Source organism: Bradyrhizobium sp. CB82, assembly GCF_029714405.1.
Taxonomy (GTDB): domain Bacteria; phylum Pseudomonadota; class Alphaproteobacteria; order Rhizobiales; family Xanthobacteraceae; genus Bradyrhizobium.
This window is the reverse complement of the sequence record NZ_CP121650.1, coordinates 1,233,425-1,247,456: the sequence shown is the minus strand read 5'-3', so window position 1 is coordinate 1,247,456 and position 14,032 is coordinate 1,233,425. Positions and strand designations below refer to the sequence as shown.

13 protein-coding genes and 1 tRNA gene are annotated in these 14,032 nt (G+C 58.6%); 2 read left to right on the top strand and 12 right to left on the bottom strand.

Annotated elements, in window-relative coordinates; translation table 11 throughout:
* The gene (locus QA640_RS05950; RefSeq protein WP_283039815.1) at nucleotides 1-2,703 is read right to left on the bottom strand and encodes a DEAD/DEAH box helicase; all 2,703 of its coding nucleotides are present in this window, start codon (nucleotides 2,701-2,703) and stop codon (nucleotides 1-3) included.
* A gap of 270 nt (nucleotides 2,704-2,973) precedes the next feature.
* Between QA640_RS05950 and QA640_RS05945 the strand changes: the two genes are divergently transcribed.
* Nucleotides 2,974-3,327 carry a hypothetical protein gene (locus tag QA640_RS05945; RefSeq protein WP_283039814.1) on the top strand — a complete coding sequence of 118 codons (354 nt, stop codon included), beginning with the start codon at nucleotides 2,974-2,976 and terminating at the stop codon, nucleotides 3,325-3,327.
* A 239-nt stretch (nucleotides 3,328-3,566) separates the two neighbouring features.
* On the opposite strand, the gene QA640_RS05940 is transcribed toward QA640_RS05945, so the two are convergent.
* The 11 genes from QA640_RS05940 to QA640_RS05890 form a co-directional block, all read right to left on the bottom strand.
* Entirely contained in the window at nucleotides 3,567-4,190 is a 624-nt protein-coding gene (locus QA640_RS05940; protein WP_283039813.1) for a LysE family transporter, read from the bottom strand.
* Between the two features lie 133 nt (nucleotides 4,191-4,323).
* Nucleotides 4,324-5,547 (bottom strand): amidohydrolase, encoded by a 1,224-nt coding sequence (locus QA640_RS05935; protein WP_283039812.1) that lies wholly within the window; start codon nucleotides 5,545-5,547, stop codon nucleotides 4,324-4,326.
* Nucleotides 5,548-5,595: 48 nt separating this feature from the next.
* A complete protein-coding gene (locus QA640_RS05930) occupies nucleotides 5,596-6,075 on the bottom strand; it encodes a GNAT family N-acetyltransferase (protein ID WP_283039811.1) in 480 nt (159 codons plus the stop codon).
* On the bottom strand, nucleotides 6,059-7,516 hold the full coding sequence (locus QA640_RS05925; protein ID WP_283039810.1) for a methyltransferase: 1,458 nt from the start codon (nucleotides 7,514-7,516) through the stop codon (nucleotides 6,059-6,061). Before QA640_RS05925 ends, QA640_RS05930 begins: the two co-directional genes overlap by 17 nt.
* A 69-nt stretch (nucleotides 7,517-7,585) precedes the next feature.
* Complete coding sequence (locus QA640_RS05920; protein WP_283039809.1) at nucleotides 7,586-8,314, bottom strand: phosphocholine cytidylyltransferase family protein; 729 nt, start codon at nucleotides 8,312-8,314, stop codon at nucleotides 7,586-7,588.
* The gene (locus QA640_RS05915) at nucleotides 8,311-8,979 is read right to left on the bottom strand and encodes a hypothetical protein (protein ID WP_283039808.1); all 669 of its coding nucleotides are present in this window, start codon (nucleotides 8,977-8,979) and stop codon (nucleotides 8,311-8,313) included. Before QA640_RS05915 ends, QA640_RS05920 begins: the two co-directional genes overlap by 4 nt.
* A complete protein-coding gene (locus QA640_RS05910; protein ID WP_283039807.1) occupies nucleotides 8,976-10,049 on the bottom strand; it encodes a phosphotransferase in 1,074 nt (357 codons plus the stop codon). The genes QA640_RS05915 and QA640_RS05910 overlap by 4 nt, the downstream gene beginning before the upstream one ends.
* A 62-nt stretch (nucleotides 10,050-10,111) precedes the next feature.
* Nucleotides 10,112-10,867 (bottom strand): hypothetical protein, encoded by a 756-nt coding sequence (locus tag QA640_RS05905; protein WP_283039806.1) that lies wholly within the window; start codon nucleotides 10,865-10,867, stop codon nucleotides 10,112-10,114.
* 753 nt (nucleotides 10,868-11,620) lie between these two features.
* A complete protein-coding gene (locus QA640_RS05900) occupies nucleotides 11,621-12,052 on the bottom strand; it encodes a 2'-5' RNA ligase family protein (RefSeq protein ID WP_283039805.1) in 432 nt (143 codons plus the stop codon).
* Between the two features lie 248 nt (nucleotides 12,053-12,300).
* Nucleotides 12,301-12,375, bottom strand: a tRNA-Glu gene (locus QA640_RS05895).
* A 279-nt stretch (nucleotides 12,376-12,654) separates the two neighbouring features.
* On the bottom strand, nucleotides 12,655-12,996 hold the full coding sequence (locus tag QA640_RS05890; protein ID WP_283039804.1) for a hypothetical protein: 342 nt from the start codon (nucleotides 12,994-12,996) through the stop codon (nucleotides 12,655-12,657).
* Here QA640_RS05890 and QA640_RS05885 point away from each other — a divergent pair.
* Nucleotides 12,995-14,002, top strand: coding sequence for an RluA family pseudouridine synthase (locus QA640_RS05885; RefSeq protein ID WP_283039803.1), 1,008 nt, complete (start codon nucleotides 12,995-12,997; stop codon nucleotides 14,000-14,002). The two genes, QA640_RS05890 and QA640_RS05885, sit on opposite strands and share 2 nt — an antisense overlap.
* Nucleotides 14,003-14,032: the final 30 nt, after the last annotated feature.

Genomic DNA, 14,032 nt, shown 5'->3' with positions numbered 1-14,032 from the left:
TCATCCGGGCGCTTCCCTTGTTGCTGCGTTCAGATCGAGGGCCATGAGTTTCAGCAGTTCATCATCCTTCATCTCGGTCAACACAACGTCCGGTGCGGAGCCGAGCAAATCCCCGGCAAGCTGCTTCTTGGATTCGATCAACTTATCGATCTTGTCCTCCACGGTGCCCCTGCAGATGAATTTATGCACAAGGACATTCTTGGTCTGCCCGATTCGGAAGGCCCTATCTGTCGCCTGGTTTTCGACGGCCGGGTTCCACCACCTGTCGAAATGAACGACATGCGAGGCGGCGGTGAGATTAAGCCCTGCACCGCCCGCCTTGAGAGAGAGCACGAAGAACGGGACATTTTCGTCGTCCTGGAACTGGCGCACGAGGTCCTTGCGCTTCTTGACCTCGGTTTCGCCATGCAGGACGAGACCTGCCCGCCCGAAAATGGAACCCAGGAACGCCGCCAGTGGGGCTGTCGTCTCCTTGAACTGGGTGAAGATCAATGCTTTCTCCTGCCGGGCGGCCATGACCTCCGCGATGTCACGCAGCCGCTCGAATTTGCCGCTGTCCTGCTCAGTCCACGCCCCATCGCCTAGCCATTGCGACGGATGGTTACAGATCTGTTTCAGCCGCATCAGAATGGCGAGCACCAGGCCTTTTCGCTGCATCCCGTCAACGTCCTCAAGGCGCCGCGCCAACTCCTCCACCGCTTGCTGGTAGAGCGCTGCCTGCTTGCGGCTCAGGGAGCAAAAGGCATTCACCTCGGTCTTGTCGGGCAAATCGGCAATGACGCTCTTGTCGGTTTTCAGACGTCTCAAGATATAGGGTCGCACCAGGTCGCGGAGTGGGCCATAGGGGTTATGCGGCCGATCGGCGAGGCCTTTGACGAAGGACGAAAACTGCCTTGAAGATCCCAACAGCCCGGGATTGATGAAGTCGAAGATCGACCAGAGGTCGCCGAGGTGATTCTCGATGGGGGTGCCCGTCAGTGCAATGCGCGTATCGGCCTGGAGTTGCTTGACCATCTTGGCCTGCTTGGCGGCCGAATTCTTGATAGCCTGCGCCTCGTCAAGCACGACCAATCGCCACGGCACGGTCGTCAGCCAAGGCGAGCGCGCCAGAAATCCGTAGCTGGTGATCACCAGGTCTGCGTCTGGATTCCCCGCATCGTTCGCGCTCAACTGCTCGGCTGGTGCAGCCGATGGGTGGGCCACGCGCGCCTTGAAGTCCGGCGCAAACCGGGCAATTTCCGAAAGCCAATTGGCGAGCAGCGAAGCCGGGGCCACCAGAAGACATGGCCGTCGGCTGCCTTTGGTCTCACTCTTCAGCACGAGCAGAAGCGATAGAACCTGGATTGTCTTGCCGAGACCCATGTCGTCGGCAAGGCAGGCGCCAAGCCTGAGCTGAGTGAGCAAGTAAAGCCATTGGACGCCCGCCAGCTGATACGAGCGCAGGGAGCCTTGAAGAGATTTACCAGGATCGATCCGAGCAAGCCCATCGGGGCGGCGTAAGGCCGCCAATGTCTCTGCCAGCCAGGGACCCGCCACGGTCTGGCTCCAGTCGACATCCGATTGTCCACTGGAATCCTTCTCGGCGATGTTGGCGCCAGCCAGCATGCGCATTGCCTCGCCGAACGACAGGCCGTCGTTGGCGGCACGCCGTTCGGCCGCTTCGAATTCATCGAGAGTCCGGCGCAGACGCTCATGGTCAACCTCGACCCATTTGCCGCGGACCAAGACCAGCCCGTCGGACTGGGCAAGCAGCCGCTTGATTTCGGCCGCCGAAAGCTTTTCACCGTCGAGCGTCACTTCCATTCGGAAATCGAGCAACGCATCCATCCCCATCTGGGATGGCGCTCGCCCCCCGATCGTCGCCTTGACTTGCGCATGCGCAGGACGGTTCAGACGCCAACTCGCCGGCATCCGCACCGCAACCCCGGCACTTTCTAGCGTGGGCACGTCTTTCAGGAATTGCAGCGCCTGCTGCGGGCTCCAGCGCAACGGATGAAAGATCTCGCCCGCGTCGACCATAACCTTCAGCCAGGCGCAATGCTCGGCGGCGCGCTGGATGGGCTGCAATAGCGACAGCAAGCGCTCGCGATTTCTCGCACCGGCATATTCCTGCAAGGCCTTGCCGAGAGGCACATGTTGGGCCTTGGCTTCGGCCGAAAGCCGGGTCGTGTAGGTTACCAGGAACGCAAACGGGGCAACTTCGTCCTGCCTGTTCTCGGCGAGATTGAAATGGACGCGGCCGATCAGGTTCCAGGCGGGATGTCGGCCGCTGAGGAACTCCTGCACGGAGAGCCTGGCGTCAGCCAGTTCGGCATCAAACGCTGCATCCATGTCTCGCCAAAGATTGGACAGCAAATCCGCCGTCAGGTATTCGCCGCCCATCATGGGCGGAACGGCCGCTACCATGTGGTCCAGTTCGCTATCGACCGGAACTGCAACTGGCGGCTTGGTAGACCGATCTGCGATACCGGAAACGGCACATAGCGCAGTTACGTAGCGAGCTCCGAACTCACGCCAATACGACAACACCGGAGGTAGAGGCGTCTCGACTTCATCGGCGCCCAGGCGCAACAGCCCATGTCCGGGTCCCCGCAGAAATGCTTCTGCCAGCCGAGGATGCGCTTCGGACTCCACCCCAGGCGCGGCCCCCGTCTCCCTGAGAACCAGCAAACCACGCGGGGTGAGAACAGGCGCCAGCATCATGATCGGAGCATTCTTACGATTCGCATTGAATGGAAGGGCGGATTGCCCGTTGAACGGGGCTGGTTGGGATCACGGATCATATCCGGGATCTGGATCCGTATGACACCTAATCGGGCTGCAGCCAAAAGCCATGCCACTAAGTATCCAAGACATTGTCGAGGCCTTCGAGTTCGCCAACACCGGCAGCAACTTGGGAGAATTTACCGTTTTTCGTCTGCAAGCGGACCGGAAAAAATCTACTATTAAACCGATTTTCCGGACGCAGCCGAGATGAACGACGAACTGCCGGACGACATCAACGACGAGGAGAAATATGTCGCGCTTCCGGACAAACGTAAGCTCGGCCTGGGCAAGCCGCTCGTACTGGATTTTGCTCGCCAGTTCCTACCAGCCGATTTCGACGACGTCCGCTATTTCTTCGGCAGGCGGGGTACCTACCCGAAATTCAGAGCCCTGCTCGCAGACGAGGCGCGATCGATCGCTGGCACGCCTTCGAAGCGAAAGCCACGGAGCATGCATTGCGCGACCGGTGCGCGCTGCATTCGATCGAAATGGTCGGCTGATCTTGGCGCGCCATTCAGAATAAAACTGCGAACTCGTTTGTCATTTGAAATATCGTTATAATTTCTGTAACGCGACCAAGACCTACTGGTCAGCGCGCCGGCTGACTGGGACGCTTGCAAAGAATTCCGCGGAGATCGGGGGCATTTGCAGCATGCGCTCAGCCGAGAGCCTCGAAAAGCGCGGATGCCGACAAAAACACGCCGCCCCTAGTTAGGCAATGCTCCCGCTAGCGCTATCTCAACTGAATGTCAGTTGCGTATGCAGCCGCTATCACTCGGCGTGCATCGTCCGATGCAGCATCAGCGAAAAATGGCCATGCGAAGGCCGAGACAGATCAACGCTATCCCAAGGATGGTATTGATCTTGGCTTTGAATCGTTCATACGCGCGGCGCACTGGCACAAGCGAAAACAGGGCTGCCACCGAAATCCACCACACTGCTGAGACCGTCACCGCAGTGCTCACTGCGGCCCAGAACAACCAAGTTGGCGGATCGGCAGGAAATACTGCTACGAATATGCTTGAGTAGTACGCGATTGACTTTGGATTTGCCATGTTTGTCAAGAAGCCCGCACGAACCACCTGCCAATCCGTGTCGATTGTTTCAAGTTTGGACGCGCCGCTTCGGGATCGGCTAGTACCAAATAGCATCTTTACCCCAACCCAGATCAGGTAAGCTGCGCCTGCAATTCGAAGGGCGGCATAAAGCGAAGGCATCGCGGTCACCAGCACACCCAGGCCGGCTGCGGCCAACAGGGCCCAACACAGAGAACCGGCCAGAATGCCGGCTACAGCCAATAGGCCGCGTCTCAGCGATCCGGCTAACGAATAGCTCGTAACAATGAAAAAGTTGGGCCCTGGACTTGCTGCGCCTAGCAGCTGCATCAGAGCAATGCTAGCCAAAGTCCCTAGGTACATTGTCATCCCAAACCTCACATCCTCAACTGCGCCTTGGCCGCGGCATCTCATTAATCTTGGCTGTTTGCGTTGAGGCAACGGCCATCGCTCGGGCAATCGGCTTGACGGTCGATGTTTTGAAAGATCTTCCGTGCAAGGGCTACGCTCGCCGAGCCTCAAGCTCCTTCTCGGCTAGGCGTACAAAGAGCGCTGCCGCGGGCACAATTAAGCGATCATCAAAATCATAGCGTGGGCTATGGAGACTCTCTGGCTGCTCTCCGTTGCCCTGTCCGAGCCAAATGTAGGCGCCGGGCACCGCCTGCAGCATGAACGCAAAGTCTTCGCCAGCTGTGCTAGGTGGCAAATCCGTGTGAGTCCTTTGACTTCCAAAGAGGCTCTCGGCTACTCCCAATACGATTTGGGCCTTTTCCCGAGCGTTGACGGTCGCTGGATAACGGCGCGTAAATTTCACGCTCGCCTTTGCGCCGAATGCGGACGCAGTGTTCGCGGCGGTACGGTGGAGTAGATCCTCGATCAGATCTTGGATCTCTGGCCGGAATGTCCTCACGGTACCAATGATTCGAACACATCCGGGAAGGACGTTATACTGTTCCATGCTCCCGGCCGAAATTCCCCCAAAACTGATAACCGCAGCATCGAGCGGATCGATATTGCGGGAAACAATGCTCTGCACAGACTGGATAACTGCTGCCGCGGCGAGGATCGCGTCGGTGCCCTTGTGCGGTATCCCGCCATGGCCGCCGGCCCCCTCAACGAGAATTTCCAATCGGTCGGCCGCCGCCATCATTGGTCCAGCATTCGCGACAACTTCGCCAAACGGAACCCATGGTGCATTGTGAATGGAATAAACGCTCGAGAGTGCGAACCGCTCTAGCAGCCCCTCATCTATCATGGCTTTGGCTCCCGCGCCCCCCTCTTCTGCCGGCTGAAATATCGCGCAGATCTTGCCCGAGAACTGTCGGTGTTTGGCTAGGTAATCCATCGCTCCCACCAGAGCAGCCATATGTCCATCGTGACCACAAGCATGCATTACGCCCGGCCTCTTCGACCGCCACGAGAACTCGTTCGCTTCTTCCATGGCTAGAGCATCTAGTTCGGCTCTCAATCCGACGACAGGCCCATCGCCCTCTTCACCGCGTAGGACCCCGACAATACCCGTTCCGGCGATGCCCTGGTGAATTTCGTCTACCCCGATCGCCCGCAGCTGTTCCGCGATCGTTGAGGCCGTCTGAACCTCCTTGTACCCCAACTCCGGACAGGCGTGCAGTGCCCGACGAAGGTCCGTAAGCGAAGCTTGGCGACCGCTGAGATGGTCGGCGAGTCTAGAAGCGGCACAAATGTCATTAGTGGGCAGACTTGCCATAGCTCTGGCCGGATTTGCATGAGTGGAACGAGCGACTTCCATATCTCGTCAGCTAATCGCCATTTGCGTCGGCAAGTTCTTTTCCATAAACAAACTGAGCGGATCTATTTTGTAATCTCCGAATGGCGCAATCTCGTGAAAGCCATGCGTCCGATAAAGTGAGATCGCCTCCGGTTGCCGAACCCCAGTCTCAAGGCGCAACACCGGCAGCCCTAGCGCCACAGCGCGGCGCTCTATTTCCTCCAAAAGGCGCCGTCCCACTCCTTCTCCACGAGCCTTCGGGTCGACGAACATTCGCTTTATTTCGCCGTATCCATCCATCGCGACGACCGCGCCGAAACCAACTATGTCCTCCCCCCTACGGGCCGCGTAGAATGAGATGTTAGGTGCACAGAGGGAAACCGGATCGAAAAGGTGATTGCTCTCCGCCGGATATAGGTCAGAGTAGTACTCGTCGCTTTCGGCAATCATCTGCCTCACCTGTGGGTCGAGCGGATTGTCCGTGACGATCCTAATGGGAAGCTGCATGTATTTCCCTCTCGATCTTGATGGCCCCCGTGAGACACAATGACTGAACCGCTGCCAAGAACGGAATCGCGAGTGCGCGGGGGCGGACGTACGGGCCGCTCAGAGAATGGGGATAGACTAGTGCTAACGCTTCGCGGGGAGATTCTGCTCCGACGATTGATTGGCAAACTGTTTCGAACTCCCGAATCATTTTCGTAAGTTCGGTCCAATCAGCCAGTCGCCAATAAATTCCCGGCATGTTTCCGATTGCCACAATGAATTTCTGAAGCGTAGAATCGATGTCAGACCGTGTAAGGACGGATCGCCGATTACGGATTCGCGCATCCAGTGACAAGCCCGTGTGGCAAGCCTGGCTCGTCACTTGGCCACTCCCTCCCAACCGAACGCGCAACGACGATGAACTATACGTTGTTGCACCCAGGTGCTTCATTTCTTGGTCAAGGCGCCCAAGAAGCGTGTCCTTTGGAATTTCGGGATTGAGCGACTGCGCATTGCGAACCGTCAGCGCGGTTCGAACTTCTATCGGCACCAAAATGTCGGTGAAGAACTCGACGTCCCAACGCCTCGCTCGCGCTAGATCGGCGATTGTTCGTATAGCAAAGATTTCACGATCGTTTCCAACCGATTGGAAGCGCATCGCGAGCATGCCATCTCCTCGGCAAAACTCCGCTCCAGCCTCAAGAAAGCGCAGGACGTTCACTGTACCATCCTTGCCGCCGTTTCCGGCCGGACTATAGGTGATACCAGCGGGCACGGGGACTCCGGGCGGATTTGCAGCCACTATGTCGAATCTGGTTTGTGGCGTAAATTCCTCCACTGCGCTTGCCAAGAAGGAGCAACGCGAACTCACCCCATTAAGGCCCGCTGTAAGATACCCGGCGTCTGAGCATTCTGCGACGACATCAATGCCGACCACGTCCCTGCAATTTTGAGCTAGGGCGACTGTGGAAAGTCCGCTGCCGGAACCAATATCCAGGCCGCGATCCATTCGCGGCTGCGAAAGGAGAAAGCGGGAAAATAGCAAAGAGTCGTCCCCGACATAGACTTGCGAAGCTCGGCTTGGAGCAACATCTGACGCGCAGAATAGATTTCTGAAATGCGACAGACGCCATCGTCCGGGCAGCATCTCGCCATCGCTGAACTGAGCGAGATTGCATTCGCTTAGCGCGTTCAGCTGAGGGGGCGGAATGTAGGCGGAACGAGAGGCGCGCCCGCAGTGCAGTGTTTCATAGAGCGATGCGGCGGCCCCTTCCTGCGTCGATGCTCCACACATCCAGGGCTCGAAGCGATCGAATTGCATTCTCCGCTCAAAATCGATCGCGTCGCCCAGCCCCGCGGCACGCAAATACCTGCCAACGCCCTCAATGACGGACGCATCCAAATGACGGGCAAGCGTGCATTGCATATCCGCGTTTTCGATCGACGTTTGTAGCCTCGTCATTGTCTAGGAGATCTCTTATACGGCATGTTGTGTGGTCGAGATGCAATTGAGCCGGCCAAGCCCTGCAATTCAATTCTCGACTGCGGAGTCGATGCACGGCGCAACATGTCGCCGCGCCCGGCTCAGATCGCCCTCGTTGTCAATCTCGATCCAAGCCAGATCGTCGATATCGACAGCCCTAAATTCGAACTGGTCCACCAACTCGAAGACGTAGGTCGTGTAGTATTGGAACTCCTCCTCCACCATCGCCTCGGTTTCTCTAAGGCGCCGCCTCAAGAAGGATGCAGCGTTCCCCGAGAGCTTTGTTAACCCGACCCAATCCCCGCTCGCTGGTGTAGATTGGTCCCCCCATTCCATCCGCGTAATGATCCCCTCCTTCGCTGTGATCTTGCCCTCTCGACCACCCTGCTGGAAGCGCCCCATTGCAAGACCATTCTCCACCTGAAGCATCCGCCCGATGGCGCGACGATCGAGAAGAAGATCTGCCTCCATCAGCAAAACATCTTCGTCAAGATGGTCGGCCGCGCACCGCAACGATGATCCACTCCCCCTTGAGTAGTCGGGGTTTCGGACAATCCGGCAGAATTCTTCGTCAAAGCGCTCGCGAATGGCTCGGCTCATTTGCTCATGAAGATAGCCGACGATCACGACCACCTCCGAAACGGAGCTGCGCTTCAGGGCCTCCAGAGTTCGCAAAAGGAGGGGCGTGCCTCCCACGTCCACAAGGCTTTTCGGACAAGCATCCGTAATGGAATTCAATCGACTACCCCGACCGGCTGCAAGCATCACCGCCTTCATGACTTGCTTCCCCCCGGAGAGGAAATCGATCGAATATCAACGTAGGGCGCCACCTCGTTTAGCACTGAGATTGGTGAACACGATCGAACGGCGACCCCGACTGTTTGGAGGCTTCTGACGAAGTCTACAACTGCCTTCCCCATGCTGTCGGCCACGGTATGCGTCAACGGCCGACGTGATTCGTCATGAAAGTGCATTCGCCCTTCGTGGATGCGATCTCCAAGTCCAATAACGTAGATAGGATTAAGGCCAAGCAGGTACGCGATCTGGAGCGCAACGAGACCCGTATCTTCGGCCAACGCCAGGTCATTGAACGTCTCCGGCACAGTCGGCCTCGGCCCCGAGTGTTCGCCTGCCAGCTCGATCAATCCTGGAACACGCTGGGCGCCGACCCGGCCCGCCCCCACGGGGGCAAACTTGACAAACGGACTGCTTGCAATCGCAACATGTTCTCGCTCGAAGAACGGCAAGTCCATGGACAGCCAATAAGTCAGCGGAACTCTTCGATGTACTTGCTTGCAACCTACGACCACTTCCTGTCTCAGATTGTTTGCGTCGTATCCGAACTGGTCGAGAAGAATCGAGACCGACATTCCGGTGCCGATCACAAAGCCCCTTCTACCTTCATGCCGACTGAGCAGCGAATTCAAAGGCACACTGCTCATAGTCCGGCCACCTCCGAGCCGCTCGGCGCTTCGATTGTTGTGTCAACGGGCAGCAGCGCCGCGATGGCGTTCGCAGTAGCGGCTAGTCGCGCCGGCAAGGTCTGGGCAAGCGCCGGGCAGGTCTCGCATCGACTTGCGGCCCAAAGCGTAGTCGCCAGATGACGTGCAACGATGAATGCATCCAGCAACTCGATACCTATCGGGAGTTCGCACACAGATTCGTACCCTCGGCAGTAGACAGACTTGAGTGTTGGCCAATCAATGTCGAAGCGCCAAGGGCGTAGCGAGGATGCAATGTCGTAGACCAAGAAGCCGGTGCCGCAGTCATCGAAATCGATGATGGCGAGGGAGTCTTCCATGTCAATGGCGTTTCCGAAATGCATGTCCCCATGGATTAGTCCCATCGCATCAGGGCTACCACGCAGGCCCTCAAGCAACTGAGTCAAATATCTGACAGTCCATCGAAATTGCCGATCGCAATGCGAGGGAATGGCCTTCCATCCCGCACTATCGATACAACCAAATCCATTTACTCCGAGGAACAAACCGGCCGCGTCCCAAGTAGGCCGACCAGCCAGCTTGGCTGAGGGCCAGCTTCGAGCTGCCACATGTAGGCGCGCCGTGAGTTCTCCCAACCGCCGAAATTCTGCGCCATTCGGCCTACTGCCATCCATTGCCGTCCCTGGCACCCAGCGAAGCAGGGAGAAAGCGCGCCCAGCACGAGGGCCGGCGACGCCTACCACTCCGGCCCAGCCATCACTAAACAATCGGTATGGCTCCGGTACCCGCACAGGGGTAACAGCCCTAACGTACTCCAACCACTCACATTCCTCGTCGACAGACTCGGCGGTTTGATAGCCATGGATGCGCAACAGAAATCCGCTGTCGTCTGCAATATTGCGGTCGGACGATCGCAGCATGACTCTGAAAGTATCATTTTCGGCGCTCTGCAACAGTTCACATTCCGAAAGCGCGAAACCAAAGGGCTCTAAGAGGGCTCGACCGAAGTGTGCGGCCGCACCAGCTTGGCTACCCCTAACGCCATCATCAGGTTGCGGAGAAGGTGACATATGGAGGATCCGACAAACAACATTGCGCCGCCGCCAGTACGACGGCGGCTCAACACCAGATTCTACGCTAGAGCCGCGCTCGCCTCGGGATACAAGGCTTCCATTGAAGTGTGCGTGATGCTGTCAGAGACCATGTCTGACGCGGAGGCATAAGTGAACACTACAACCGAGCGCGTGGTGGACCCCGCCAACGGCGCCACACGGTGCAGAGTTGTATTGGATTTCATGAAGTATGTCTGGCCCGCTCCGACATGAATGGATTCGATCTGACGTCGCGACAACACGTCCCTAAGGTAGGCCTCCGTGTTATCTCGCTGCCATTCTACATTCGGCAGATATTCAATTCGGCCACCAAGAAGCGGATCCGGCGCATCAATCACCATGATCAGCGCATAAGTATAGTCATCCCAATGCCAGCCGTGCGTGTCGCCGGTAGTTGATTGGCTATTGAGAATATACTCTTCCGGTTGATACGGAACTCGTTCAAGCGCCTCTCCTGCGACGTTGGAGAGGAATTCGCGCAACGTTTCGTTAGCAAAGATCTTAGGGATTATGCGCGACGACTTTGCGAGCACATCCCGGCCAACACTCAGGTAAGCCCGGGGTGTATTTCCACTCTCTTTGATCGTCGTTTCACGCCGTCTCGCTTCCGTCCGCAGCAAGGCTCTCGCCTCGTCTCGCAATTCCTCGAACAACTGCGGTGGGATAATATTGTCAATGACAGCGACATGCTTGCTGGCAAACGAGTCTACTGCCTTCATCGTATTCGCCAGCTTCATGCTATTGATGTGGCCGGTTATCTGCTCATCGATGGTCATGTGATCCTCAAGCGAACGCCACACTCGGTGACGGCAACAGTTTAACAACCGCTCCTCAGCCGCTAGCGGCTTCGCAAGCGTCACGCATCTGTCATAAACAATTTAAGGTTGTCAATTATGATAAGCTAATTTTCCTCTACTTTAGATTGTGGCGCTATTAAGCCCGTTTTTCCAAGTGATTGCTCGGTCCAACATCCGATAACCACGTTGGGCGGCTCTGTAACTACAGAGGCGGCACGGCGTCACAGGCAGCACCCCCGCGACGCAGAAGACAGCATGCCGCCCTTCGCGAGTCGTGTTGCGATTTCTCCCCAACCGACCGAAGACTGATTATTTGCGCATGGCCCGCTCGAAGAAGTGGGCAGCGGAGGCTAATTGGCGCAAAATCTCGCGCATCCTCTTATCGATCCTGATCGAGAGCCAGAACATGACCAACTTTTTTTGCATACTCGGTAAAAGAGACGCACGAACTTTGCGGCATCAGCCGTTTGTCGATTTATCGGGAGATCAGCGAAGGGCGATTCCGAACGATAAAGCTCGGAAGCGATCATGGTGCTCGCGGCGGATCTCTCGATAATCCGCGGACCTTGGTTGGCGTAGCCGATGACATTGTAGCTGTAGCTGACGGCAAAGCCGGAGGGACAACTGACTTGCGACAGCCGGCTGTTGGCATCGTAAGTCGCGCCCATCATGTAGATCGCCCATCGATCGTGGTGGCAACCTGCACGGGACGACTCAGCGCGTCGTAGCAGCTCAAAGCACGAGCAAAGCTATTGCCGGCGCCGGTCGTGATGGCGGATGACCCAAGCCCTGTCGATGCCGTCGAAGAAGTTCTTGCCATGTGGGTGTCATCTGCACAGGTGTGCGTTCTGCAAACCTCAGCATTTGTCTGCGCCGCCCGGCAACCGGCTGCAGGGCTTCGAACGATCGCGCAAACGCAATGGCGCCATCGCGGCGTTGGTCGGCGATGCGCATGCCGAGCGTGCAGTGCGGGGTCCACACTCCCGGCCGGTAATGAGGACGGCAGTGTACGGGATCAATGATGGCGCTGATCGAGCCGTGCAACCGCGCGAGGACGTCATTCGGCGTTGGCTCCGCCCAGAGCACGAGTGGGCTGCCTTCGAACCACCGAATGCGTCTGAACTCGATAAGCAACGGCGCCTGACCGGCGACGGCCTTGAGCATCGCATCCCATGCGATCGGTGCGTCGATCGCGGGCTCGTCGTAAATCTGAACGTAAAATGCGGCCGGTAGCCAAGCGCACGCATTGACGGCTCGACCTCGAACGCGCCGACCTGGTCCCACAGGCGTTCGATCTCGTCTGCCGAGCCGTTATCGGCCCCGATGTTGATCGCCAATGCCACAGACTTACCCCTGCGGGCGAAATAATCGATCGAAGGAAGGAAAAAAGGCGCGCGTAGCCCAAAAAGACATGGCGCTCCCTAGGGGAATCGAACCCCTGTTTCAGCCTTGAGAGGGCCGCGTCCTAACCGCTAGACGAAGGGAGCGTGAGGGACAGGACATAGCCGCGAATTCCGCCGGCGGCAAGCGGGGATCGCCGGGTTTCGGGGACGGAAATGGCGCTCCTTTCGAGGAGCGTCCTGGCGAAAGCCAGGAGCCATTACCCCGAATGGTGATTGTTGCGGCAAATCCGGGGCGTCGATCTTGCTTGGCCAACCAAATCCAGTGGTCATACATCCCGCGCTCGCGCTTCGCGCCCGGGGATGACGACTGGGATTGCTTTGGACCCCACCAGCCATTCAGAGCGCGGAAACGCCGAGGTTGCCTTACGGCTCGTTGGCAAATTTCAGCTTTCCGGCCGGTTTCAAGGTGTGGACGTCGAAGGTGCGGATCTCGGTGACGCCGCCGACGTCGAGCGTTATGACCAGCCGATCGCCCGCGACCCCGGTTGCGACGATCTTGGCGCCCCTCGGCAGGGTTGCGGTCACTTCGCTGGCCACCTCGGCTGCCCTTCCCTCGGACTTGAAAAGGCGGTAGCCCACCGCGATCAGGACGGCGCAGATCGCCAGCGCCGTGGTCAACCCCGCGATCAGCATCATCCGCCGCACCCGCGCGAACAGCGCGGCCTGCTCGGGGGTCGGTTCGGGAACAGCGGTTTCGGTCGTCATGCAAAACTCGAGTTCAGCACAGAGGTTGGAGGTCATCGTCGCGGGCGACGAGGGCTCGGCCCGGCTCGACCGCGTGCTGGCCGCGCGCCTGCCGGACATATCGCGATCAAGGCTGAAAACCCTGATTCTGGCGGGCGCGGTGAGCCTCAAGGCCACCGCGATCCGCGACCCCGCTTATCACGTCGCCCCCGGCGATACGATCACAATCGACGTGCCGGAAGCCGCTCCCGCCGAGCCCAAGGCCGAGGATATCGCGCTCGATATCGTGTTCGAGGACGACGACATCGTCGTCATCAACAAACCGGCCGGCCTGGTCGTGCATCCGGCGGCCGGGCATGAGACCGGCACGCTGGTAAACGCGCTGATCGCCCATTGCGGCACCTCGCTGTCCGGTGTCGGCGGGGTGCGCCGGCCCGGCATCGTGCACCGGCTGGACAAGGACACGACCGGGCTGATGGTGGTCGCCAAGAACGACCTCGCCCATCAGTCCCTGTCGGCGCAATTCGCCGACCATGGCCGCACGGGTGAGATGCGGCGTGGCTATCTCGCCTTTGCCTGGGGTGTGCCGAACCGGCAGCGCGGTACGGTCGACGCGCCGATCGACCGTCACCCGCACGCGCGAGAGAAGATGGCGGTCCGGCAAAACGGCCGCCAAGCGCTGACGCATTGGGAGATTCTCGAGAGCTTTTCGGGGCGCGACGGCAAGCCGGTGGCCTCGCTGCTCGCCTGCGAGCTCGAGACCGGCCGGACCCACCAGATCCGCGTCCATCTTGCCCATATCGGCCACCCCCTGCTGGGGGATGCCGTCTATGGCCCTCACTTCAAGACCAAGGCGAACCAACTCGGGCCGGAATCGCAGGGCGCCCTCGCCGCCCTTGGCCGGCAGGCCTTGCACGCCTATCTGCTGGTAATTGAGCACCCGCGGAGCGGAGAACTCCTGCACTGGGAACAGCCGCTGCCGGAGGATTTGCTTCTCCTGGAGGGGAGGCTGAAAGCGGCGCTATGACGCAGGCTGCTTCAGAAAGGCTTTACATTA